The sequence below is a fragment of the Halomonas sp. 113 genome (assembly GCF_904067645.1).
Classification (GTDB): Bacteria; Pseudomonadota; Gammaproteobacteria; order Pseudomonadales; family Halomonadaceae; genus Vreelandella; species Vreelandella titanicae.
In genome coordinates this window covers 1,829,694-1,853,855 of record NZ_LR881453.1, presented here as the reverse complement: position 1 = coordinate 1,853,855, position 24,162 = coordinate 1,829,694, and the positions used below count along the sequence as shown (strand labels likewise).

The following is a 24,162-nucleotide window of genomic DNA, read 5'->3' as shown; positions in this document are numbered from 1 at the left end:
CTTACGACTCCGGAAGGGAGGCAGAGGAGCGACACATTGCGATAATTCCCTCAAGACACCCCAGCAAGCTGTAAACCAGGAGAAGCGCAAAGGTGACTACCGTTGAGAAAAAGATATACAGCATGGGAACATGCAGCGTTGGCGAGGTTTGCCAAGCGCCGTTTTGCGCATACTGCCAAGCGTAAGGCAGCACCAAAAAGGCAAACAGGCCAATCAGCGCACAGATCAACACTTGAAAGGCTGCTTGTATGCGCGGCCCCAGTAGATGATGGAAAAGCTCAACGCTGATGTTTCGGTTCTGTCGCAGCACCACACCAACAGATAGTGCCACCATATAAATAAACAGATAGCGCGAGAGTTCTTCGGTCCAGGCTATCGAAAACGGCAAAAATAGCCGTGAACAAATTTGCAGCAGTACCGTGGCGGCAATCGCAATCAGCGCCGTAACAGCCAACGTCAGAAAGCACGTGTCCACCCAGCCAATGACACGCCCAATGGGGCCTTTAAATTTAGGCACCGCCGACATTGAATCCAGACTCTCCAACGCTTGCTGTTCAAGCGCTTTGTGACCCGAGTTCATAACCGTATCCTCATGGGCAAGCTGCTTGTATCGTTAGAAAATGGACTGGCGCACGCCAGCCCATTGTCATTATCAATTGACCACAAATCCGAGCTTACAGGTCTTGGATAGCGTCAAAGAGTTCACGCTGCTCTTCGGTTAAGGCCTCAAGCACGGCGGGGCGAGCTTTCTCTGCAAAGGCATCGACATCGACTTCCACGAACTCCATGCCACGCTCCTGTAGCGCTTGCTCAAGACGTGCTTGGTCATCAACGAAAAGCTCGGCTTGATACTCCTGCATCGTTTGAGCAGCGTCTCGCACCACTTGCTGAAGTTCTTCCGGCATACTTTCCAACTGGTTACGGCCAATCACCACGTAGATCCAGCTGCGCACATGGCCGGTCATGTTGACGTAGTCCTGCACCTCATTAAAGCTGGCGCTTTCGATCAGACTAAGCGGGTTCTCTTGACCTTCCAGGGTGTTTTGCTGCAGCGCAGTGAACACTTCGCTAAACGCCATTGGGGTTGGACGTGCCCCCATTGCCTGCCATGTATCAACGAATAGCGGCACGTTAGGAACGCGAAGACGTAACCCATCCAGCTCATCAGGCGTGCGGATAGGACGATTGGAGGTCAGCTCACGGGGGCCACGCTCAAACCACGCCAAAGGTACCAGGTTAGTGCGTTCAGTGATTTGCGCTTCAATCTCAGCACCAATATCGCCGTTAACGGCGGCATGGAGGTGTTCGGAATCTCTAAAGGCGTACGGTACCGCCATCATCGCGGCTTTCGGCGCCCAGTTCTGTAAGCTTTCACCGGTAATAGTCATATCCGCCGTGCCCAGTTGGATACTGTTGATCACGTCCATCTCGTTCCCAAGCTGCTCACTGGGATAGAGGCGTACTTCGATCTGCCCGTCAGAGTTTGCTTCGACCTCCTGTTTAAATTTCTCAGCGGCCTGGTGCCAAATGTTCTGCTCATTGGCTAAATGGCCAAAACGCAGGGTAAAGTCTGCCGCCATTAGTGAGTGACTGCCTAGCATGGCGGCCCCAAGAACAGCGCTGGTGATAAGTTGTTTGATCATTATCTTTCTCCTGCACACGGGTGTTGTTAGTTGTTTATTGCAGCTATTAATTTCGCGTGGGTTGGCGTGGGTTGGAGTAGCATCCCTCAAGCACTGATTTGAATCAGCACCTTGCGGGCCTCTTCTGGCCGGTGATCAAGCATGTCGATGGCGCTGGGCATGTCGCTTAGCGGCAACCGGTGGCTAACTAACGCCAACGGATCCAACTGCCCACTTGCCATTAGCTTTAGCACCTCCGGAAACTTACGGTTGTTGAGCCGCGACCCGACCAGGGTCAGCTCTTTCTTAATCACCTCTAACTGCACTAGCTCGCTGGGCTGAACGCTAAAGCCCAGTAGACCAATGCGCCCTGCTGGCGACGCTAAACGCAGCATTTGCGGTAACAGCGCTGGCACGCATGCCGCATCGGCAATAAGCGGCACGCCTTCCCCCTGGGTTAAGGCAAGCACCTCTTTTTCCACATCCTGCTCGCGGCTATTAAATACCTGCGTTGCCCCAAGCTGTTTTGCCGCCACTAACCGCTCGTTAATAACGTCAGTGACGATGACCTCTTCAATCCCCTTGGCCAGGGCCATTTGCAGGATCGTAAGGCCAATAACGCCGGCGCCCAGAATCATTAGTCGATCACCAGGATGCGGCTGCATACGATCAAGTACGTTGGCGGCAATGGTATAAGGCTCAACTAAGGCAGCGGCGTCTAGCCCGATATGCTCGGGTAGGTGGTGTACGTTAGCCGCGGGTACGGCCACAAACTCTTCAAAACCACCATCGCGATGCACGCCGATCACTTCCAGCGAACTGCACACGTTGGGACGTCCAATCCGGCAGGGGTAGCACTCACCACAGCTGATAACGGGGTCAATGCACACGCGATCCCCAACGGCTACGTCAGCCACGCCTTCCCCTACCGCCTCCACTACCCCGGCGAACTCATGACCGGTGATGCGCGGAAAGCGCACAAAGGCGTTGTCGCCATGGATAATGTGCATATCCGAGCCGCAGATACCGGCAAATGCTACGCGTACCAACGCTTCACCAGCGGCCACCTTGGGCGGATCAACTTCCGCGACCTGGTAGTCATGGGGCGCCTTTACCTGGAATGCTTTCATCTAGATGAACTCCTTCACCAGTGCCACAAGGTGCCGTCTTCTAACCGGTTCACCGGCAGGCTGGCGCGCTTATAGGGGTATTGCTTGGCTAACTGTTCATCGATATCAACACCATGCCCCGGCTTTTCACCAACGATGAAATGCCCGTCCTCAAAGCGATAATCGTGGGGGAATACCTCGTCAGTGGCGCTGGTATGCGGCATATACTCCTGGATGCCGAAGTTGGGTACCCAGGTGTCAAAGTGAATCGCCGCCCCCAAGCAAACCGGCGAAAGATCCGTTGGCCCGTGGAAGCCGGTACGCACATGGTAAAGACCCGCCAAATCGGCAATGCGCCGTACGTGGGTGATCCCCCCGGCGTGGGTTAAAGTGGCGCGTATATAGTCAATCCACTGATTCTCGATCAACGCTTTGGCGTCAAACAGGCTGTTAAAGACTTCGCCCACCGCCAGCGGCGTGGTGGTGTGCTGGCGGATAAGACCAAACGCCTCCTGGTTCTCAGCCGGTACGCAGTCTTCAAGCCAAAAGAGATGGTAGGGCTCAACTTCTTTACCTAAGCGAGCAGCCTCGATGGGCGTCAGGCGATGATGAACATCGTGTAGCACGTGCAAATCATCGCCGAAGCGCTCACGTACGGCGGCAAATAGTTTAGGCACATGGTTTAAGTATTTACTGGTACTCCACACATGCTCTGCGGGCAAATCAGAATCTGCAGGTTCATAGGGCTCACCCTCTTTTTTGGCGACACCATAGATGCTGGCAATGCCTGGCACACCAGCTTGAACGCGTACCGCTCTGTAGCCCTCATCCACATGGCGGGCGACCTCTTCCAGGCACGCTTCAATATCTCGCCCCGTTGCATGACCGTAGACCATTACCCGGTCACGGCTCTTGCCACCCAACAGTTGATACAGAGGCATGCCCGCAACCTTCGCTTTGATGTCCCATAGGGCTACGTCGACTGCCGCAATAGCCGTCATCGTTACTGGGCCACGCCGCCAGTATGCGCCGCGATAAAGGTAGTGCCAGATATCTTCGATACGGCTAGCATCACGCCCAATTAATGTTGGTAATACATGCTCTTCCAGGTAAGCGACCACCGACAGCTCGCGGCCGTTTAAAGTGGCGTCGCCGATCCCATACACTCCTGATTCGGTAACAATTTTCAGCGTGACAAAGTTGCGGCCTGGGGACGTTACGATTAAATATGCATCGCTAATGATCATGGTAAATCCATCACAAGAAGTAAAAAGAAGTTAACGCTCAAATAGGTAGCGCTGCACATTGTGGTAGCACACCGCACGAACCAGCTCGCCAACTCGGTCAATATCGTTGGGTAACTCGCCGCGGGTCATTTGAGTCCCCAGCATTTGGCAAAAAATACGCCGAAAATACTCATGACGAGAAAACGATAGAAGGCTACGAGAATCAGTCAGCATGCCCACAAAGTGGCGCAGCAAACCAAACTGCATCTGGGTAGTTAGCTGGCGTTCCATGCCATCACGCTGGTCGTTAAACCACCATGCGGCTCCAAACTGCACTTTTCCGGGGATTCCATCACCTTGAAAGGAACCGGCCAGCCCAGCGAGCATTTCGTTATCCCGCGGGTTGAGGTTATAAAGCACGGTGCGCGGCAGTTGATGCTGGCTATCCAGCGCATCCAACAGCGCCGCTAAAGGTTCTGCGTAGGTGATATCGCCAATCGCATCGAAACCACTGTTAGCGCCTATGTCACGACGCCCCCGCTGGCTTAAATCGCGCAAAGCGCCAATGTGAAGCTGCATGACCCAGCCCCGGCGTGCATACTCCTTGCCGAGCCATAGCAGCACTGCTGTGGTAAAGCCGTGCACTTCATCACTGCTCAGTTCATTTCCGCGCTTTCTGCGGTCGAGTATCCGATCCAGCTCATAAGTTGCAGGAGGTTCAACAAAAACGGGCTGCTCAAGGCTATGATCGGAAAGGCAGCAACCTAAACTTTCGAAATGTTCGAGACGCTGGTACAGAGCAGCCAGCAAATCATCGAAACGCTGTATCGTCACGCCACTGGCAACTTCGAGCGTAGCGAGATAATCGACAAACGCTGGCTGTTCTATTTTGAGAACCGCATCAGCTCGAAATGTCGGCAGCATAGTCGGCCCAGCATTCGCCTTCGCGTGCCGTTGATGGGTTTCCAAGCTATCCACAGGATCATCCGTGGTACAAATAGTACGCACGTTAAAGCGCTCCAAAATCCCTTGAGCACTAAGCTGTGGAGTTGCTAGCCGCTGTTTAGATAGGTGCCATATCTCCTCAGCTGTCTGTGCAGAGAGGAGAATATTGTCGATCCCTAACGGCTTCTTAAGCTCAAGATGCGTCCAATGATAGAGTGGATTGCCTAAGCAGTCGGGTACGGTTTCCGCCCATGCTTGAAAGCGTTCTCGGTCACTGACATCTCCGGTTATACGCTGCTCAGCAACACCCGCGCAGCGCATTGCACGCCATTTATAGTGATCCCCTTTTAGCCATAGCTGGGTTAAATTATCGAACTGAGTATTATGAGCTATTTCGACTGGATCTAAGTGCGAGTGATAATCGCAAATCGGCATGATCGCTGCGTGCTCATGATAAAGCCGTCGGGCTGCTTCATTTTCTAACAGAAAGTCTTTGCCCATGAACTCAACATTATCATTAAACTTCATCATCGCTCCTTCATTATGAGAGTGCCATAGGCAGATTTAGCCCAGCAATAAGTTAGGCAAAAACAGCACTACATTGGGGAAGAAGAGAATGCCCAGCACAACCACAAATACAGCAAAGGCAAAAGGCAGTAACTCACGGCTATACTCATAAAAAGAGCATCGTAATATTCCGCACACGGTATACATTGAAATACCCACAGGAGGTGTCATGCCACCGAACGTAACCAGCGTCATCATTAACAGCCCAAAATGAACAGGATCAACACCTGCGGCTTTAATAACGGGCACCAAGATGGGGGTTAACAACATGACAACAACCGTGGCTTCTAACAACATACCTAGAAAAACAAGTATTACGGAAACTGCCAGCAACAGTGTTATATGACTAGAGAATACGCCGAGTGTTAGCTCTGCTATTGTTTGCGGCACCCTTTCGAAAGAGACGACATAACCAATAATGCCTGAGAACATAATAATCAGCATTATCATGCCAATATCTCTTACGCTGGCACGCATGGCATTAAGTATCTCTTTAATACCCATTTCTCGGTGTATTACGCAGCCCACCAACAAGGCATAAGCAACCGCAAAAGCACCTGCTTCGGAGGGGGTAAAAAGTCCATAGCGAATACCCACCAAGAGCCATACGGGGAAGAGAATTGCCCAGATACTGCCACGTAGGGCCTTAAGCACTTCACGGCCGGTGGGTAACCGCTCCCTTACTGGCTGATAGCCCCGTCGTTTAGCCATGATGTAAGTGGTCAGCATCAGCGCCACCATTAGCAAGAAGCCCGGCACGAGGCCTGCGATAAATAGCCGCCCTATCGAAACTTCGCCAAGATAGCCGTAAAGGATCAATCCGATACTCGGTGGAATGGTCGCAGTAATCAGCCCCCCAATAGAGAGCACCGCCCCAGTAAACCCCGCTGAATAGCCTCCCTTGATCATGCTTTTTCCCAGCACCCTGGATTGCATTGCGGCATCCGCCACGGCAGAACCGGAAACCCCGCCCATTAAGGTGCTCAACACGATACTTGCCTGGGCTAAACCACCGCTCATCCATCCTGCTAATAGAGTAGAAAGGTGAACCAAACGGGGGGTAATACCGCTGGCGTTCATTAAATGGCCGATGAAAATAAACAACGGCACAGCTAATAGTGGAAATGATTGCGTCGAAGATACAATGCGCTGGACGGCAATGCTTGTCGGTAAAAATGTTTCTGGCAATAAGAAATAGGAGAAACCCGCAATTCCAATAGCAAAGGCAACGGGCATACCTATCGCCATGAGAAGCAGACCGAATCCTAATAACAGAGCTGCCGTCATAGCGCCTCCTCCACAATGTCATCATCGTCAACAACCAAACTCCCGATGACGCCCTTAGCGAACAAGCGGCGTACCAGTGAAAGCATCATTAACAATGCCCCGACAGGAAGTGCCAGAGTGATATACCCATAACTAAGCCCTGCCACTCCCATGGGACGCTGCCAGTTTGAAGCTGCTAGAACGAAGCCATACCAGATTAAAAGAGCCAAAAAGAGCATCATCATCCCAACACATAGGCTGGTAATCATGAGCTGTAACTTAAGAGGTAAACGAATGACAAGGGCATCAATTCGCACCTGGCCTCCCTGGCGCAGGGTAATATCAGCCCCTAATACAGCAGTCCAAATAAACAAAAATTGTGCAAGCTCAGCGCCCCCTGCAAAAGGATTTCCTATTGCCCTAGCCGTTGAGCTAACTAACATGGTGAGAGAGGTACCACCAAGTAGCATAATAGCCAGCCACTCCTCACCTTTATCGTACCAATGCCACATACAGCATTCCTCGCCCTATACGGGCATCCGGACAGTTAAGTAATAGCAAAAGACAAAAAGGGTGCAGCCCCCGCCCTGGCGAGCAGAGGGCTGAGACTCACTCTGAAGAAAGCAATTGATCACGATACTGGTTGTAACCTAGCTCTTCATAAACGCTGCCCATTCGATCTCTGAATACGCCCATATCCACTTGAGAAAACGTAACGCCATCCGCTACCATCCGCGCGCGCACTGAGGCTTGAGCCGCTGCGGTTGCTTGACTAGCAGCTTCGCCAGCTTTTAGCAGTTCTTCATCAAGAATAGAGCGCAGCTCATCAGGTAATGCTTGATACCACTGTTCAGAAGTCGCAATACCGGTCATCAAATGAATATGGTTTGTTAGTGCCACATGAGTAATAACTTCATGCAGATTTTGGCCTTCAGCGGCGGTTAGTTGTGCTTCAGCCCCGTCGATCGACCCTAGCTGTAGCGCTGAGTAAACTTCTGACCAAGGCAGCGGTGTTGGAGTAGCGCCCATCGCTTCGACGGTTTTCACCCATACTGGTGAGTTGATAGTCCGCACACGCACACCACTCAAATCATCAGGTGTCTTCACTTCATTTTGAGTCAGCATCTGTCGTGACCCTTGAAACCAGTTATAATTGAGTAATCGTAAACCACTGGTTTCTGCCATACTTTCGACCCAATCAAGGTAAAGCGGAGATGTTGTGATTTGGTCATAATCACGATAGTCTTCAACTAAATAAGGGGCACTTAAGATACCCAACTCAGGTTGATACTCTGATAAACGCCCCGCATCGACTAAGATCGCGATATTGGCACCACTACGAATTTGTTCGATCACGTCTTCGTCAGAACCAAGCTGGCTGTTTGGGAAAATCTGAATGGTCAGCTCTCCCTCTGAGCGCTCATCAATCGCCTCTTTAGCGCTCTCCATCGCCTGAGCAATGGGATCCTGAGGACTCAACGCAATTGAGACATTAAGCTGGTAAGCAGCGTGAGCCGAATGGCTTGCGACAACCAATGCAACAGCAGGCAGTAATTTTGTGAGTTTCATGTAGGGCTCCTAAAGACATCTATTTATTGTTGATAATTCACCAGCCAGTTCTGGCTGGATCTACTCCATGCAACTTGTGCAGCGTTGTTGTACTCATTAGTGGGTTTTATATAGTTAGCGCATGAACATTCATGCTCACACCTTCAAACAGCTCCGGAAAGCGATGCTCTAATTCAGGCAGAGAGTGGAGTATTTCACATTGATGAATACTCATTGCCTGAACTGCCGCGTCAGTATCTCCAGCAGATATCGCATCCACGATGGCCTGATGCTGATCGGCCAATTTCGGAATAGGCGTAGAATCAGGAATACTCAAATACCGTACTCTGTCTAATTGTGCTTTGACGTCTTCAATCACATTCCACGCCATGGTTTGTCCCGTAGCCAATGCCAAGGTGCGATGAAACATTTCATCAAGAAAGAAGAAGCGGTCATGGTCTTGTCGCTCGATGCAGCTACGCTGTCGATCAATAAGCTCGTTAAGCTCCATTAGCACGCCAGACTGAAGGGGTTGCTTGGTGGCTTCGCGTACGATTGACACCTCAAGCGACTCACGAATAAATCGTGCCTCTAGCACCGCTTGGCGCGAAATGCGTACAACATAGGTTCCCCTTTGAGGGCGAACTTCCACCAAGCCTGACTCTGAGAGCCTTATGAAAGCTTCCCGCACTGGCTGACGGCTCACCGAAAAAGTGTCGGCAAGCTCCTTTTCCGATAGCGCCTGCCCCGGCGCCAGTACCATCTGAATAATCGACTGCCTCAGCACATGAAATAACCGTTGGCGAACCGATTCCCCTTCGTGGGTTCCCTGCCAGAGCGTTTGTAATGTCGTGTGCATTGCACCTGATCCTAATTAGAGAAGCCCGAGACGATTAGCGCCAGAAGCTGATATGACTAGTATGGTAGTTGAATTGAGATAAAAAAAGGCTCATCGCTATACCCTTTAGTCGCATGTCGCGCCGGACATCTAATAGCCAACTTCTTAGCTGGTTCTGAGAAATATCTTACATAACCTCTCGGTTTAGCGTATTTTTTGAACTTTGAGCTGTAATAAAATCGGCATTCAAACGCGAGTATTTAGCAGACGAATCACCTAAAATGGTTTGAGACAAACGACTGAATACTGCCCAATACGGCAATTGCCATGGATGGCTCACGGCTGCTGCAAGCTAAATACGCGTAAGGAGAGAATAATGCAGGCCATCCAGGCAAAGGATAATTCGAAAGACCTGGTCTTAACGACAGAATTACCGTTATTTTTGATAGCTGATCTACTCAAGTGCCCAAACTTACCTACCCTCCCTGCTGTCGCCGTTAACGTTTTAAAAGTGGCGCGTACTGAGCATCCGTCGGTAAACGACTACGCCAATGCTATCGAGCGTGATCCTGCCTTGAGCATGCGTATCATTGCCCTTGCCAATAGCGCTTTTTTCTCACGTAGTCATATAAAGGTACATGCGTGCCAAGAAGCAACGGCACGTTTGGGGTTAGACACCACGCTGGCAGCGGTAATGAGCTTCAGCCTGCTTCAAAACAGAGGTATTGACGCCCATTACCAGCGGGTATGGATGCGCTCTATCATCGCCTCGTTAGCAGCACGACACCTTGCCATACAGCTTTGCCCGGACATGGCGGGGCCCGTTTTCACTGCCGCCTTACTACAAGACATTGGCATCATGGCTTTAAGAGCGACATACCCTAAAGAGAGCAATGAGTTGTATGCTGAAGCCGCACTCTCTCATCGACAGTTATCCGAGTCGGAACAGCGCCTTTTTGGCTGCGATCACTCTCAAGTAGGTGCTTGGCTCGCTGCCAAATGGGGTGTTCCAACACCGCTCGCTCAGCGTATCTGCGATAGCCACAATGAGTACGACATTACCGCCGCCGATAGGCTTTGCATTCAGCTGTCTGGGCCCATCGCCGACGCCTGGCTCTCTTCACATCCTGCGCAGTCGCTCGTCGCCGTGGTACGAGAGTTTGAAACCTACCAGGGCGCCCATGCGATCTCATTACGGCTTTTGTTAGAGAATATTCAGGAACAGTTGCCAGCGCTGGCGGACATGCTGCAAATGACGGCCCCCCCTTTGCAGGATAACGAATCGTTGCTTGCCGAGGCCCAACAGCTGTTGTTTCAACAGACGTTACAGCTCAAAGCGCGCTTTGAAACGCAACAAGTAGAGCTCGCCTCCCTGCGTCAACGACAAGAAGAGTTAGAAGAGCGTTCACGAACCGATATGCTCACCGGTCTTGCCAACCGATCCTGGCTTGAAGAGCAGATGCATAAGCGCTTTGTCTTGTGCCAGGAACAGTCTCGCATCATGTCAGTGGTATTTATTGACCTTGACCACTTTAAGAAGCTCAACGATCAATACGGCCACCAAATGGGCGACAACGTGCTGCAAAAATTCGGCAAAACGCTGCAGTCGCTTATTCGTGAAGGCGATCTTGCGGGGCGCTGGGGAGGCGAAGAGTTCCTGGTCATTTTGCCAGATGAAGATGCCCAGGCAGCTCAAGTATTCGCCAAACGTATTGCCCAGCGTTTAGAAAAAACGCCCATGGCTCACAACGACCAGCACCCTATCTATGTCTCCGTTTCGATTGGCATTGCCTGCCTGAACGACGGCGGATTTGGCGATGCGGGCGAGCTTATTGATGCCGCGGATAAAAGTATGTATTTCATTAAACGCACGGGCAGGGGTGGAATAGCAGTATATGGGGAGCGCGGTGCGCCAGGGGCCCCAAACTAGCATCAACTAGCCTCTACCTTAATGGACAACAAAGGCAGCCATGCTGGAATTTCATCAGGTACATAAAACCTACACGACGCCACAAGGGCCGCTGAACGTGCTCAACGATGTCTCCCTTCGTCTCGCGGCAGGAGAAAGCCTGGCGCTAATGGGAGAATCTGGGAGTGGCAAATCCACCCTACTGCACCTTGCCGCCGGTTTAGATCTTCCCGACCAAGGAACAGTTAGCTTCGAAAACCAGAACGTCGCGTCTCTACCTGAGCCCACACGTGCCAAGCTACGCCGCGAGCAACTGGGTTTAGTCTTCCAGCAATTCCACTTGGTGCCCAGCTTAACGGTCATCGACAATCTGCGCTTACAGGCGCGCTTAGCCAATCGCGACGATGCCGACTGGACAGACCACTTAATTGAGCGGCTTGGGCTGAGTGGCATGGAAACACGTTACCCGGAGCAGCTCTCTGGCGGTCAGCAGCAGCGCTTAGCTATTGGTCGTGCTCTGGCGCCGCGCCCACCTCTGCTGCTTGCCGATGAACCCACGGGCAATTTGGATGAAACCACCGCAGGCGAAGTGCTTGAACTGCTATTGAGCCTGGTTCGCGAAACTCAGTGCGCCCTGCTCATTGTCACCCACAGCCCCCAAGTGGCGGCTCCGCTTGATCGCTGCCTACGTCTAAGCCACGGTCATCTACTAGAAGCGGCACTATGACCCGGGTGCTATCCACGCTACTTAGCCACTACCGGCGCCACCCCGGCCAACTGATAATGCTGCTGCTCGGACTATGGGTGGCTAGTGCCCTATGGAGTGGCATCCAGGCGATCAACGCCACCGCTCGCGACAGCTACGCCCGCGCCGATGCGCTGTTTGACACCCAGCTGGATCAGCTTGAGCGGCGCGATGGCATGCCATTCAGTCGTGCCGAGTATCACGCCCTGCGTCAAGCAGGCTTGCCCGTATCGCCCATGCTAGAGGGTGAAGTCGTTACCCAAGATGGCACCCGGCTAACTCTGATCGGCATTGACCCACTGACCCTTTCCAACGATAACGCGCTGGCTCAAGCCAACACCTCCGCGTCGTTAAGTGACTTTCTAACGCCCCCGTGGCAAACACGCGTAGCGCCTGACGCTTTGGAAGCCCTAGGGATAACGCGCGAGAATGCATCGGCTGCCACCCCGACCTTGGCAGTTGGCAAAACACTCCCGCCGCTCGTTTTAGCGCCAGCACTACCCCCAGACACGCTGATCATGGATATTGCCGCCGCAGCGCGGTTGCTTGAAAGCGGCGACCAGCTTACGCGCATCGTGGCCGCCCCGGGGGCACTCACTGAAGCGCCCCCAGGATTAACGCTCACCCGCGCCACCACGCTTGCCTCCCCTGGTCAACTGACCGAAAGCTTTCACCTGAACCTTACCGCACTGGGGCTACTTGCCTGGGTCGTGGGGCTATTCATCGTTCAAGCAGCGCTAGGCCTAGCGTTGGAGCAACGCCTGGGCATGCTGCGCACCCTGCGAGTGCTGGGTGTATCAGGGCGCAGTTTAGTGCTAGCGCTCAGCTTAGAGCTGCTCCTGCTCGGCCTAATCGGAGCGCTTGCCGGTATTGCCAGCGGCGTATGGCTGGCACGCTTGTTACTACCCGATGTCGCGGCAACCCTGGGCTCACTTTATGGCGCAGGCATCGGGCAAGAGCTCAACCTGCCCTGGCATTACTGGGTCGGTGGGCTGGCGGTTAGCCTTGGCGGACTACTGCTGGCAGGCAGCGGCGTGCTATGGCGCGCGGCCCGCTTAAACATGTTGGAGTTAGGTCAGATGCAGGCCTGGCGTAGCGGTTACCGCCGCCAATTATCGCTAATGAGCATCGGCGGCGCTTTCGCGATGGGCGTTGCGCTAGCATTGTATGTTTGGCTTCGCTTTCAGCCCCCTGGCGATGGATTAGTGACAGGCTTTACGCTGGTAGCGGCGTTACTTCTGGCTAGCGCCCTGTGGCTGCCGCCCTTTTTAGCACTGCTACTAAAAGCGCTGACGTACCTCACCCGGCGGCGCCCACTTATTCACTGGGCACTGGCGGATATGCAGCTTCAGCTACCTAGGCTGTCACTGGCCATGATGGCACTACTTATCGCCCTGGCGACCAATCTGGGGGTCGGTAGCATGGTCGGCGGCTTTCGCCTGACGTTTTTAGACTGGCTCGATCAGCGCTTGGTCGCCCCGCTCTACTTGAATGCCCCCGCCGAGCAATATGCGGATATTGATGCTTGGCTGGCTGATCGCCCGGAGGTCTTCGAGCGCCTGCTCACACGGCGCAGCGATGCAACACTACAGGCCGCTACAACGCTGGAAGGTAGCCGCTCTTTAGGCACGCCTATCGAGCTTTACGGCATTACCCCTGGCGAATCACTCACTCCGCACTGGCCGCTGCTGGCAACCCAACAAGACCGCTCATCCGCCTGGGCAGCCTTTAGTGATGGCGCGATTTTTATTAACGAGCAACTTGCCACTGCAGAGAACCTCTCCCCCGGTGATCGCCTGACGCTGAACGCGCCCGGCGCCAATGAAACGCTGACCATCGCCGCTATTTATCCCGACTACGGCAACCCCAGCGGGCAGGTGCTAATGGCATCGCCCCAGCTTGCCGCTCGTTTTGATGCGCCGCCTAGCTCCATAGGGTTAGTGCTGAGTGACGATGCCAATGTTGATGCCCTGCGTACTGCCCTGCTCGAACGCTTTGACCTCGGTAGCGATGCGCTGAGCGATCAACGCGAGATCAAGCGTATTGCCACCGAGATTTTTGAGCGTACCTTTACCATTACCCGCGCGCTCAATGCATTAACCCTAGCGGTAGCGGCACTAGCGCTTCTCGCCAGCCTGCTGACCCAGGCACGCAGCCGACGCCAACAGTTAGCGCCGCTATGGGCGCTGGGCGTTCCCCGAGCACAGCTGGCACAATTAAATCTGGCACAACTGAGCGGTGCCGCATTAGCCACCGGCCTGCTGGCCATTCCACTGGGTATCGCGATTACCTGGGGATTAGTGGCGATTATTAATGTGGCCGCCTTCGGCTGGCGACTACCGCTCTATCTATTTCCTGGGGAAATGGCCGTTACCCTGGCCACCGCCGTTGGTGTGGCACTCCTGGCAGCAGCCCTGCCCACGCTGCGTTTCTGGCGCGCCTCACTGCGGGTCTTACTGGCAGAAGAGGCCAATCAATGAGCTTAAGGCTTCGACTAACCTTGCATCTTCTACTGATAGCCACTGTAGCGCTAACGCTTTACGGCTGTGACGAAGAGAATCAAACCGAAACCAACAACACAGGCTTTGCCGGTTTAGGACAAGACGCCGATGGTTTTAGGCATGCCGAGCCTAATCAGCCGCTCAGTTTTCCACAAGAGCACGCCGCCCACCCGGACTACCGCATTGAATGGTGGTATTTAACCGCCAATTTAGAAGACGCCGACGGTGAGCCACTTGGCCTGCAGTGGACGCTCTTTCGCCAGGCGCTGATGCCTCCCAACGAACGCCCCGCGCCTACTCCTTGGGCAGCCGATCAACTGTGGATGGCCCATATGGCGATCTCCCAGGGCGAGCAACACCAGGTGGCCGAACGTTTCGGGCGCAGCCATTCACAGGCCTCATTGAATACTCCTCAGGACAGCCAAGCAGGCGTAATGATTAGCCCCTTTCATGCCTGGCTGGATGATTGGCAGCTTAAAGCTAACGAAGAAGCCGATAGCAGCGATTTTAATCACCTCACACTAACCGCCTACAGCGGCGAGGGTGCATCGCGTTTTGGCTACCGTTTAGAACTGACTGCAGAGGGGCCGCTGGTGCTTCACGGCGAACAGGGTTTTAGCCAGAAAGCCGCCAATGGCCAGGGCTCCATGTACTACAGTCAGCCCTTCTGGCGGATAAACGGCGAAGTCACCATTAACGGCGAGACAAAAACCGTTAGCGGACGCGGCTGGCTGGATCGTGAGTGGAGCAGCCAACTGCTTGATGCCCGCCAATCAGGCTGGGACTGGTTCTCGATTCACCTTAATGACGGCCACAAGCTGATGGCGTTTCAACTACGTGGTGGCTCCGCTCAAAACGCCGACTACCGCTCCGGCACCTGGATTACTCCCCAAGGCGACGCCACCCCCTTAGCATCAGATGACATTACCCTAACGCCGCTGGCAACGTCGGCTGTCGCCGGTCGCAATGTGCCCACCCAATGGCGGCTGGAAATACCGTCAGTAGGGATCGACATCAACATCGAAGCGCCCCACGCCAACCGCTGGATGACCACCAGCGTGCCCTACTGGGAAGGTGAAGTGGTGGTCAACGACCTCGCCAGCGGCGAACCGCTTGGCGAGGGTTATTTGGAAATGACAGGGTATTAACAAATTAATGGCGAATTGTTTCGATAATACACAGGGGCTAATACAAAGGGCTGAGTCACTCAGCCTTATCTGCGATGTAAGCGGCGAGGTTGGCGATATCATCGTCGGACAAATCAGTGGCGTTGGGGATCATCAGAAAGGAGTTTGACCCCACCTTTTCACCGGCCCGATACGTTTCAAGGCGAGAAGTAATATACTCCGCGTCCCGACCACTAAGCGATGGAAAGCTAGCCATCCCTTGTGCATTTGGGCCGTGACACTGGGCGCAGGCGTCCGCATAGAGTGTTTCTCCCGTCGACTTATCTGCCGCCTGCAGAGTAGCCGACCCCATTAGCAGCGCCGTCGCAATAACGCAAAACAGTGATACCTTCATAGTGACCTTTTCCCATTGGAGTGATCTTGATCAAAAAGCTTAAGACGGCTTGAAGACAGCGCAGCCGCACAGGCATACGCCAGCGCGGCTGCCAATAGCTCACTCCGGTGTGATGCGGTAAATACTGCCTTCATCAACTGCCGTATAAAGATCACCATCAGGGCCCAGCACTATCGACCGGAAACGAGCCGCCCCCATGGGCAACGGCATTTCGGCAACGTCATTGACCGAAAGACCATCCTCCGCAATATCAATCAGGTTAATGCGCTGTCCTACCGGGGTGCCCCCGAAACCGATGCCCATAAAACCAACAATCAGACGGCCATCCCAGTCGCCCCACTGCTCACCGGTCAGAAACTCGGCAGATGAGATGCCTTGAGAAAGCCCATCATTTTTCCAGGCAGGCTGCATAGCGTCAGGGTAGGTTTCGGTGTCGGTCACCGGCATATAGGCCGCACGCTCTTTGGGATCCATCCCCTCGGTCTGATTAGGCTCATAACCACAGTAATCATCTGGGCAATCGCCGCGGCCAGCCATATTGGGTTTCGGATCCCAGCCACTGTTACCACCATTGACCAACGCATTGATCTCATCCGAATGCCAGGGGCCGTGTTCCGTTACGATTGGCTGGCCGGTGTTCGGGTGGAAGGTAATGCCCTGTACGTTGCGGTGACCATAGGTATAAATCCGCGGATCAAAGCCCTCAGGCGGTTCGTTACCCTCGGCAGCCTCGCCATCCCGGTCAATGCGCAGAACTTTGCCCCCTAGCAGCTCCGGAGACTGAGGAATCTCGCTGTTATGGTTATCGCCGGTGGTCACGTAGAGGTAACCGTCCTCTGGGCTGAAGCGGATACGTCCGCCATTATGGGCGCCAGCATCGCCGAACGGATGGTCGGTGGCGGCAGGCTTGTACGGAATATCCTCGACAATGTCGGTACGATCCGATACTTCATTAAACTCACTGTTTACCGTCATGCGCAGCACACGATTGGTGCGTGGCTCAGACATGTTAGAAGCAGAGTAAACGTAGACTGTCCGGTTTTCGTCGAAATCGGGGTCGACCGCCACACCGTTCATCCCCGCCTGCCCCTCGCAGACAAGATCATCGGCGGTGGTGGCATACTCGTCCGTGCCTTCCATGCCTAGCAGGTTCTCTACCTCACCATCGGGTAGCCGTACCGACAGCCCTCGACAACGTTCGGTGTAAAACATCGTCCCATCAGGCAGAAAGGCCATATCCCACGGGTTTTCAAGGCCGGTTAACACCTCAGTTTGGCTGAGTTCAGGCTCATTGGCAGTCGCAACGGCGGGTAAGCCGATGATCACCGCAGAAGCGATGAACGTAGATAGCGGCCGCAGAACGGGTTTATAGGACATTGAAGGCACTCCTTCATAACGTTGTTTGTACTTGTTATCGCTTTGCTATGGGCTTATTTAGTTTAGATCGGCAGCCATGGCGGTCAATATTTCCCGCTAACCAAGTTTCTAATCAGCACATTTCAAAGTGAGTAATCCCCATCGTTAGGAATGAGATGGAGTAGATTAATTAACGAAGCTCAAAAATCGCATCTTATGTATAGCGAATGTCGCTTTATGACAACTAATGTCTGCACACGGCGACACACTAGTAAGCGAATAAACTGCTGACTAGAGAGCACGCCATGAACCGCAATGTCATTCTTACCTGTGCCGTGACAGGCGCGGGAGATACCACCGCAAAAAACCCCAATGTGCCTGTTACACCCAAGGCCATTGCAGCTTCCTGCATTGAAGCGGCGCATGCCGGGGTCAGCATCGCCCATATTCACGTTCGCGACCCGGAGACCGGCGGCATCAGCCACTCTACTGAGCAGTTCCGCGAAGTGATGGAGCGCGTACGCGAGGCCGATGTGGATATTGTGATGAACATCACCGCTGGTGGCGGCGGCGACTGGATACCCGATGCCACCGACCCAACGCGCGGCGGCCCAGGCACCGATATCCAAACACCCGCCGAGCGTCACGCCCCGGTCGGCGAGCTGCTTCCCGAGCTGTGTACGCTGGACTGCGGCAGCCTCAATTTTGGCGATATGGTGTACGTAAACCCTGCGGACTGGCTGCGCGAGCACGCCCGCCTGGTTCAGGCCGCCGGCGTTAAGCCAGAATTGGAGTGCTTTGATTTAGGTCATGTCTGGTTTGCTCGCCAGCTTCAGCAAGAGGGCTTGATCGATGGCGACCCGCTCTATCAGCTCTGTCTGGGTATTCCCTGGGGTGCCGAAGCGGACACAGAAACGATGCTGGCCATGCGCAACAAATTACCTGCCAACGCTAACTGGGCCGCCTTCGGCATTGGTCGACATCAAATGCCCATGGTCGCCCAGGCGGTGCTGCTGGGTGGCCACGCTAGGGTTGGGTTGGAAGATAACCTGTTTTTAGAGAAAGGCGTGCTGGCTAACAACGGCCAACTGGTCGAGAAAGCGTCGACCATTATTGAAAACCTCGGCGCCCGAGTAATGACGCCTGCAGAAACCCGCGCTCATCTCAAACTACGCGACCCGATGACCGGACGTATCATGGGTAACACAGCAGGAGGTGACAAATGAGCCGCTTAGCCGTCATCGGTACCGGCGTGATTGGCAACGGCTGGATTGCCCGTGCCCTCGCCCAGGGGTGGGACGTAGTGGCCTTTGACCCAGATCCCCAGGCGCCAGCGCGTACCCAATCGTTTATCGACAATGCCTGGCCCTCGTTAACCCAGCTCGGCTTAGCGCCCGATGCTAGCCCTGAGCGGTTAACCTTTGCGGATACGATTGAAAAAGCCGTGGATGGCGCTGACCTGATTCAGGAAAACGTGCCCGAGCGCCTACCGCTAAAGCAAAAGATTTTAGCCGCTATTGACGCTGCTGCCTCACCGAACGTCATTATTGGCTCGTCTACCTCCGGCTTTAAGCCCACCGACCTGCAGCAACAGTGTTCACAAGCGCCTGGGCGAGTGATCGTCGCTCACCCCTTCAACCCGGTGTATTTACTGCCATTGGTCGAGCTTGTTGGCGGCAAGGCCACCCGGCCCATACAGATTGCCAGCGCCCAAGGGTTGTATCAGGCGCTCGCCATGCGCCCACTGGTGGTTCGCCGTGAAATTGAGGGCCACATCGCCGACCGCTTAATGGAAGCGCTGTGGCGGGAAGCCCTGCATCTGGTTAACGATGGCGTAGCGACCACCGAAGAGATCGATGCCGCCGTGGTTTACGGCTGTGGACTCCGCTGGCCGTTAATGGGCACGTTCTTAACCTTCCACCTAGCGGGCGGCGAGCCAGGCATGCGCCATATGCTGGAGCAATTTGGCCCAGCGCTAAAACTGCCCTGGACAAAGCTGGAGGCCCCGGAACTCACCGACGAACTGATTGATAAAGTCGTCGAGGGGTGTGAGCATCAAGCGGCAGGACGATCAGTGGCCACCCTTGACCGGCGCCGGGATGACTTTTTAGTCGAGCTGCTGGAGGTGGTGCAAAAATATTGGCCAGAAGCCGAAGGCTTACAGGGGCGCATTTAATGATTATTTATGAAACCCACGTCGCTCCCGAGTGGGTCGACTACAACGGGCATATGAACGACGCGGAGTACGCCCGCGTCTTCTCTCTGGCCTGCGAGGCGCTTATCGACACCATTGGGTTGGATGAAGCGGGCCGAGAACACTATGGCTACACGATCTATACTCTGGAAACGCACCTCTGCTACCGCCGCGAGGCCCACCAAGGCCAAGCCCTGAACGTCAGCCTGACACTACTGGATAGCGACACCAAGCGCCTGCACGTCTTTTTCACCCTGTTCGATGACGAAGGCAACCTGATAGCGACCAGCGAACAGATGTTGATGGGCATGAAACAAGCCTCTGGGCGTCCAAGCCCGTTTCCAGAAGCGGTCGCAAATCGCGTGACAGAACTACCCCAAGCCCATAAAGACGCTTGGCCCGAGCTTGCCAGCCGCACCATTGGCATTCGGCGCTAAGGGTTACAGTAGCGATGAACGTGGACGACTTCATTCAGCGCTTTAGCGCCGGGCTGGCAAAGATAAAGGAGCTGCCATTACCTCAAGCACGGCGCGCCTACGTTGAGCTTTGCCGAACGTTCGCCCCACCCGACCCGGCAGGAATGCGGGTCGAAAATAGCGCTTTGGGTGGTGTTCGCGTGCGTCGTTTTATTCCCCAGCAGCGCACACCAGGCCGCGCGCTGTTTATCCATGGCGGCGGTTTTACCATCGGCTCAACAGAGAGCCACCATGGCCCCGCCGCCAGTTTGGCCCAGATGCTTGAGCGTGAAGTGGTAAGCGTTAACTATCGGCTGGCACCAGAGGTAGATTACCCCGCCATGTTGGCAGACTGCCGTACGGTGTTAGAAGCGATTCAACCTATCGCGCTGGTGGGTGACAGCGCGGGCGGGCGATTAGCCATTGACCTTGCCCATCAGCAGAATGAAGCGCCGCCGCTAGGATTGATCTACCCAACCGTTGGCGCGCTTTCCCTTGAATGCTTGGGAGAAAATGCGCCGCTACTTTCACGGGATGATGTACTCGACATTCGTCAACAGTGTCCTGACATCATTGCTACTCAGCGTGATCGCCGCCCTCCTGCCGCAAGCATTGAAATGCTGACCGTGGAGAGGGATCCACTGACACTCCCCATCGAAGCCGCAATAGCCAATTGGCGCGAGGAAGGTGCCTCGGTAGGCTATCGCTGCGCCCCGAACATGGTTCATGCCGCCCTTCACGCTCATGCGCTGCTACCCGGTATGAGTGCGGCTTGGCAGGACTTTTGCCAAAAACTAAAACAGCGCCTTAATTAGGCGCTGTTTGGCGTTAATCGCAGCTTAGGCTTTACGAATCGTGTGATTAAGAGCCGTGCTATTAACTATTAAGAGCTAAATTGGGCCCGCACCTGCTCAATGGCGGGTTCGCCATCGCGGGTTTCAACACCCTCCAGCCACTCGGCAACGGTATCCAGGTTGTTGCCAATCCACTCATTAGCCACTTCATCCGCCGGGCGCTCTTCGTAGCTGTACTCGTGCACCCAGTCATTCTGATCTTCGATATCGACCACGTACTGCGACAGAAAGCGGTGAACCTCAGGTGCTTCGTCCGCCAGGCTGGCTGGGGTAATTGTCCATACCGTGCTTTCAATGGAGGCCACGCCCGCATCATCGCTATCGGCTAAATAGGCCAGATCGAAGCTCACGTTCATCCAGTGAGGCTCCCAGCCGACAAAGGTCACCCACTCTTCATCGGCCATTTTTTGCTCAGCCTGGGCCAGCATGGCCGAAGTCGAGCTTTCACGGAGCTGCCAATCGCCCAAACCTGCGAGGTCGTTATCGATGGCATTGAGAATCGCATCGTTAATACCGGTGCCTGCTTCAATCCCCTGAATTTCACCATCGAAGCGGTCGTGATGCTCTGCCAGCTCAGCCACCGTGGTGACGCCTGCATCGTAAACATACTGGGGAACCACTAGCCCGGAATTGGCGCCGCGGATATTGGAAACCACTTTTTCGACTTTACCGTCGGCCACCAGGGGCTCGACCATATCAGTCTGAACGGGATACCAGCCGCCTAGATAAATTTCCAAGTCGTTCCGCGTTAAGCCTTCGAGGATAACGCTCACGGCTAAATCTTGCTGTCGGGTCTCGTACCCCATGGTCTCAAGTAGCTGGGCCGCCACTTCAGACTTTACCGTCACCCCAGGCCACGGCGGCACCCCAAAGCGCAGTTCATCAAGCTCTGCCATAGCGGGTGTGGCAGCAAACGCAGCGAGTAAAAAGCTCGCTGTCAACGACAGCGTCTTAGTAGTGGTAGGGCTGGTAGTGGCAGAGCTAGTGGTGGCGAAGCTAGTTGTGACCGACATTTGGCTAAACCTCTTTATTAGTTGGGTTTAGCTAGTATGCGCGGCTACTCCCCTATCACTAGACACTAAGCGACGCTTATCAGGCATTAAGCGACACTCATTGCGCTTTAAAGGTCTTCTCCGCTATGGCAGAACGCACCTGCCGAGGCGAGTAGCCGTAATGCGCACGAAACGTACGCGCAAAGCTCGACGACGAACTAAACCCACAGGCCACGCCCACTTCTAATACCGCTAAGTCAGTCTCGGCCAGCAGCCGCCGGGCGCGCTTCACACGCAGCTGCAAATACCATTGACGCGGGGTCACGTTTAGCTCCTGCTCAAACAGACGCTGCAACTGGCGCACCGATACCTCTACTTGGCTGGCTATCTCGTCAAGGGGGAGCGGTTCTTCCAGGTTCTGCTCCATCAGCGCAACCGCCTCCACAACGCGCCGGTTATGCGTACCTAAGCGCTTCACCAACGCCATGCGCTGCTGATCGCTGCGGGTGCGAATTCGGTCATGGATCAGTTGCTCGGAGACATCGATAGCCAACTTTGCGCCATGCCGCCGGGCAATCACTTCCAGCGCCATATCCATCGCCGCTGCCCCACCCGCACAGGAGAAGCGCCGCTCGCCCAACTCGTAAAGCTCATCGGTAGTGTCAATACCCGGAAAACGCTCACGAAACGCGGGCAGACTCTCCCAGTGCAGTGCCACCCGCTCGTGCTTTAACAACCCTGTAGCGGCGAGTAGAAACGCTCCGGTATCAATACCACCCAAACAGCAGCCCGCCTGATCCAACTGATGAAGCCAGGCCATTAACGGCCGGGTAAGATGCGCCTCGGGAGTAAAGCCGCTGCATACCGCAAGCGAGGGCAAATGGTGAACATCCGCCGTTGCGTGATCCACCATCAAGGTCATACCGTTCGACGCCGTCACCGGCCCGCCATCAGCGCTAATCAACGTCCAGTCGAACAGCGGTCGATGGGCAATGCGGTTGGCAATTCGCAGCGGCTCCACCGCCGCAAAGAAAGCCATCATCGAATACTGCGGCAATAGCAAAAACCCCACCATTTCAGGCAGCGGGCCCTGGTAACTAAGACGCATAGCAATGCCCAAGGTCATTTAGAGTATGTCGGTGTCAGGTCAACCCAAGCAGCGCTTCAGCCAGCTTAACGTCATCATAACGTTGGGTATCAGCATTCTCCGGCGCAAGATCTAGATCAATAATTTGAATACCCATTTCATCGCGTAGCGTCTCAATCTGATCAGCCGAAACACTCAGAAGCTGCGAATCAAACAGTAAAAAATCGATTGAAGACCGCTTAGACGATAAGGGTTCGAGTGTGCCAGACAAATGCTCATTGAGCACTTGAACCTGATCCACCAACGTCATGCCAAGCGTTTCAAGATCAGTTCCCAGGCTTGGCACATACACCTTGGGTGACGGGTTTTTAGCCAATGCCTTATCAACCCCCTTTGGCAGCAGGTTGGCAATGACACTGCTATAAAAACTGCCCGGCGGGAAAACCAACAGCTCTGCCGAATCAATGAGCTTACGGGTCTCTTTACACACCTTGGAGGCATCCAAGGTATCGATATCGTCCGCCTCGCCTGATAATTTTATCGCTCTGATGGGCGAATCGATTTGAGCCGTCTCTTTGCCGGTAAAGCAGTGTTGACCAATAATCGTTCGACCGTTCTCTAACAATACCTCCAATTGAAGGTTGGCATCCGTCGTTGTCCGAACGGTGCCGCGGGTCTTGATCAGTTGACCAAAGAGAAAGGCGATCGGATCCAGAGAGCGATCATGAATCAGATAACCGCCGGTCAAGATCAGGTTCCCCACACTGGCACCAGCGAGGTTAAAATCTTTGGGCATATGTTTGTAGAATGCGGCGATATAGCTCTGGATCAGCGACCGCATGGGCTCAGCAATTGCCTTGAGCAGCGGATGCTTAGCACTGACAAGGGCCTGCAGACTTTGCTCAAGTGCTGTCTTTGCCGTCGCGTCTTCCCCCTCCCTTGCCGATAGCCGATGTGAAAAAAGCGCAGCCACCTCTGGGTGCCCGGTGACAGAATCATCAGCCAGAGCAAGCAGGCGTGCCCTTAGGTCGCCCACCGCAGGCATCGCGAAGGCCCGGCGTAACTCTGCCGAGCTGCCTCCTGAATCAAAAGGGGTAACCAGATGAATGGAGTTATGGGTATAGTCCGTCAACACCTCAGAAAAATGTCTTAGTGCCGTGCCGCCACTAAAGAAGAGTATTTTCGGCCCTAACTCGGGGGCTTTTCGGTATCTGGCCAGACGCAGATCCCGCCCCTTGCCAATCTCACGGGGCAGGCACATTCGGGTACCGATAAAACGTCTTTTTTTCATACAACTCTTTGAACTGTAAGAAACATGTAACGTAAACGATGGCACTGTTACTTATACTGTTGACTCTCAGAAGCAGTAACCACCTAAGCGCACGTTATCTTGGTGAGGCAGCGTATCAATACGTCGATTTTGGAGC

The 24,162-nt window shown here is 54.3% G+C and carries 22 protein-coding genes; 8 read left to right on the top strand and 14 right to left on the bottom strand.

Annotated features, from left to right (window positions below; all coding sequences use genetic code 11):
* Position 1: 1 nt before the first annotated feature.
* The 9 genes from YERSI8AC_RS08665 to YERSI8AC_RS08625 all read right to left on the bottom strand — a co-directional run bounded on the left by YERSI8AC_RS08665 (position 2) and on the right by YERSI8AC_RS08625 (position 9,142).
* The gene (locus YERSI8AC_RS08665; RefSeq protein WP_159176574.1) at positions 2-580 is read right to left on the bottom strand and encodes a TRAP transporter small permease; all 579 of its coding nucleotides are present in this window, start codon (positions 578-580) and stop codon (positions 2-4) included.
* A gap of 94 nt (positions 581-674) precedes the next feature.
* Positions 675-1,643: a TRAP transporter substrate-binding protein gene (locus YERSI8AC_RS08660; RefSeq protein ID WP_022524048.1), complete on the bottom strand. Its 969-nt coding sequence runs from the start codon at positions 1,641-1,643 to the stop codon at positions 675-677.
* An 86-nt stretch (positions 1,644-1,729) separates the two neighbouring features.
* On the bottom strand, positions 1,730-2,752 hold the full coding sequence (locus YERSI8AC_RS08655) for a Zn-dependent oxidoreductase (RefSeq protein ID WP_009287704.1): 1,023 nt from the start codon (positions 2,750-2,752) through the stop codon (positions 1,730-1,732).
* 14 nt (positions 2,753-2,766) lie between these two features.
* Positions 2,767-3,978, bottom strand: coding sequence for a D-mannonate dehydratase ManD (gene manD / locus YERSI8AC_RS08650; protein ID WP_159176573.1), 1,212 nt, complete (start codon positions 3,976-3,978; stop codon positions 2,767-2,769).
* Positions 3,979-4,008: 30 nt separating this feature from the next.
* On the bottom strand, positions 4,009-5,430 hold the full coding sequence (uxaC, locus tag YERSI8AC_RS08645; protein ID WP_236557275.1) for a glucuronate isomerase: 1,422 nt from the start codon (positions 5,428-5,430) through the stop codon (positions 4,009-4,011).
* A 36-nt stretch (positions 5,431-5,466) separates the two neighbouring features.
* Complete coding sequence (locus tag YERSI8AC_RS08640; RefSeq protein WP_022524051.1) at positions 5,467-6,756, bottom strand: TRAP transporter large permease; 1,290 nt, start codon at positions 6,754-6,756, stop codon at positions 5,467-5,469.
* The gene (locus YERSI8AC_RS08635) at positions 6,753-7,247 is read right to left on the bottom strand and encodes a TRAP transporter small permease (protein WP_022524052.1); all 495 of its coding nucleotides are present in this window, start codon (positions 7,245-7,247) and stop codon (positions 6,753-6,755) included. Before YERSI8AC_RS08635 ends, YERSI8AC_RS08640 begins: the two co-directional genes overlap by 4 nt.
* Before the next feature lie 97 nt (positions 7,248-7,344).
* The gene (locus tag YERSI8AC_RS08630; protein ID WP_159176571.1) at positions 7,345-8,304 is read right to left on the bottom strand and encodes a C4-dicarboxylate TRAP transporter substrate-binding protein; all 960 of its coding nucleotides are present in this window, start codon (positions 8,302-8,304) and stop codon (positions 7,345-7,347) included.
* Between the two features lie 106 nt (positions 8,305-8,410).
* A complete protein-coding gene (locus YERSI8AC_RS08625) occupies positions 8,411-9,142 on the bottom strand; it encodes a GntR family transcriptional regulator (RefSeq protein ID WP_027959012.1) in 732 nt (243 codons plus the stop codon).
* Between the two features lie 355 nt (positions 9,143-9,497).
* Between YERSI8AC_RS08625 and YERSI8AC_RS08620 the strand changes: the two genes are divergently transcribed.
* The 4 genes from YERSI8AC_RS08620 to YERSI8AC_RS08605 are packed head-to-tail and all read left to right on the top strand — an operon-like array spanning position 9,498 to position 15,424.
* The gene (locus YERSI8AC_RS08620; RefSeq protein WP_159176570.1) at positions 9,498-11,051 is read left to right on the top strand and encodes a sensor domain-containing diguanylate cyclase; all 1,554 of its coding nucleotides are present in this window, start codon (positions 9,498-9,500) and stop codon (positions 11,049-11,051) included.
* 40 nt (positions 11,052-11,091) lie between these two features.
* Positions 11,092-11,757 (top strand): ABC transporter ATP-binding protein, encoded by a 666-nt coding sequence (locus tag YERSI8AC_RS08615; RefSeq protein WP_138800013.1) that lies wholly within the window; start codon positions 11,092-11,094, stop codon positions 11,755-11,757.
* On the top strand, positions 11,754-14,255 hold the full coding sequence (locus YERSI8AC_RS08610; protein ID WP_159176569.1) for an ABC transporter permease: 2,502 nt from the start codon (positions 11,754-11,756) through the stop codon (positions 14,253-14,255). Before YERSI8AC_RS08615 ends, YERSI8AC_RS08610 begins: the two co-directional genes overlap by 4 nt.
* Positions 14,252-15,424, top strand: coding sequence for a lipocalin-like domain-containing protein (locus YERSI8AC_RS08605; protein ID WP_159176568.1), 1,173 nt, complete (start codon positions 14,252-14,254; stop codon positions 15,422-15,424). Before YERSI8AC_RS08610 ends, YERSI8AC_RS08605 begins: the two co-directional genes overlap by 4 nt.
* 55 nt (positions 15,425-15,479) lie before the next feature.
* Here YERSI8AC_RS08605 and YERSI8AC_RS08600 read toward each other — a convergent pair whose 3' ends face one another.
* Together YERSI8AC_RS08600 and YERSI8AC_RS08595 are read right to left on the bottom strand one after the other, a co-directional pair.
* Positions 15,480-15,797: a c-type cytochrome gene (locus tag YERSI8AC_RS08600; protein WP_159176567.1), complete on the bottom strand. Its 318-nt coding sequence runs from the start codon at positions 15,795-15,797 to the stop codon at positions 15,480-15,482.
* A gap of 99 nt (positions 15,798-15,896) precedes the next feature.
* Positions 15,897-17,174, bottom strand: coding sequence for a PQQ-dependent sugar dehydrogenase (locus YERSI8AC_RS08595; RefSeq protein ID WP_159176566.1), 1,278 nt, complete (start codon positions 17,172-17,174; stop codon positions 15,897-15,899).
* 284 nt (positions 17,175-17,458) lie between these two features.
* Between YERSI8AC_RS08595 and YERSI8AC_RS08590 the strand changes: the two genes are divergently transcribed.
* Genes YERSI8AC_RS08590 through YERSI8AC_RS08575 form a run of 4 tightly spaced genes read left to right on the top strand, consistent with a single transcriptional unit; the run spans position 17,459 to position 20,617 of the window.
* The gene (locus YERSI8AC_RS08590) at positions 17,459-18,379 is read left to right on the top strand and encodes a 3-keto-5-aminohexanoate cleavage protein (protein WP_159176565.1); all 921 of its coding nucleotides are present in this window, start codon (positions 17,459-17,461) and stop codon (positions 18,377-18,379) included.
* The gene (locus YERSI8AC_RS08585) at positions 18,376-19,329 is read left to right on the top strand and encodes an L-carnitine dehydrogenase (protein ID WP_159176564.1); all 954 of its coding nucleotides are present in this window, start codon (positions 18,376-18,378) and stop codon (positions 19,327-19,329) included. Before YERSI8AC_RS08590 ends, YERSI8AC_RS08585 begins: the two co-directional genes overlap by 4 nt.
* The gene (locus YERSI8AC_RS08580; protein ID WP_159176563.1) at positions 19,329-19,784 is read left to right on the top strand and encodes a thioesterase family protein; all 456 of its coding nucleotides are present in this window, start codon (positions 19,329-19,331) and stop codon (positions 19,782-19,784) included. Before YERSI8AC_RS08585 ends, YERSI8AC_RS08580 begins: the two co-directional genes overlap by 1 nt.
* A 14-nt stretch (positions 19,785-19,798) precedes the next feature.
* Positions 19,799-20,617: an alpha/beta hydrolase fold domain-containing protein gene (locus YERSI8AC_RS08575; protein ID WP_201304206.1), complete on the top strand. Its 819-nt coding sequence runs from the start codon at positions 19,799-19,801 to the stop codon at positions 20,615-20,617.
* A gap of 68 nt (positions 20,618-20,685) precedes the next feature.
* Here YERSI8AC_RS08575 and YERSI8AC_RS08570 read toward each other — a convergent pair whose 3' ends face one another.
* The 3 genes from YERSI8AC_RS08570 to YERSI8AC_RS08560 form a co-directional block, all read right to left on the bottom strand.
* Positions 20,686-21,669 (bottom strand): ABC transporter substrate-binding protein, encoded by a 984-nt coding sequence (locus tag YERSI8AC_RS08570; RefSeq protein WP_159176561.1) that lies wholly within the window; start codon positions 21,667-21,669, stop codon positions 20,686-20,688.
* A gap of 97 nt (positions 21,670-21,766) precedes the next feature.
* Complete coding sequence (locus YERSI8AC_RS08565; protein WP_052475578.1) at positions 21,767-22,756, bottom strand: GlxA family transcriptional regulator; 990 nt, start codon at positions 22,754-22,756, stop codon at positions 21,767-21,769.
* A 34-nt stretch (positions 22,757-22,790) separates the two neighbouring features.
* Positions 22,791-24,026, bottom strand: a complete 1,236-nt coding sequence (locus YERSI8AC_RS08560; RefSeq protein WP_233974770.1) for a GAK system CofD-like protein — start codon at positions 24,024-24,026, stop codon at positions 22,791-22,793.
* Positions 24,027-24,162 lie beyond the last annotated feature (136 nt).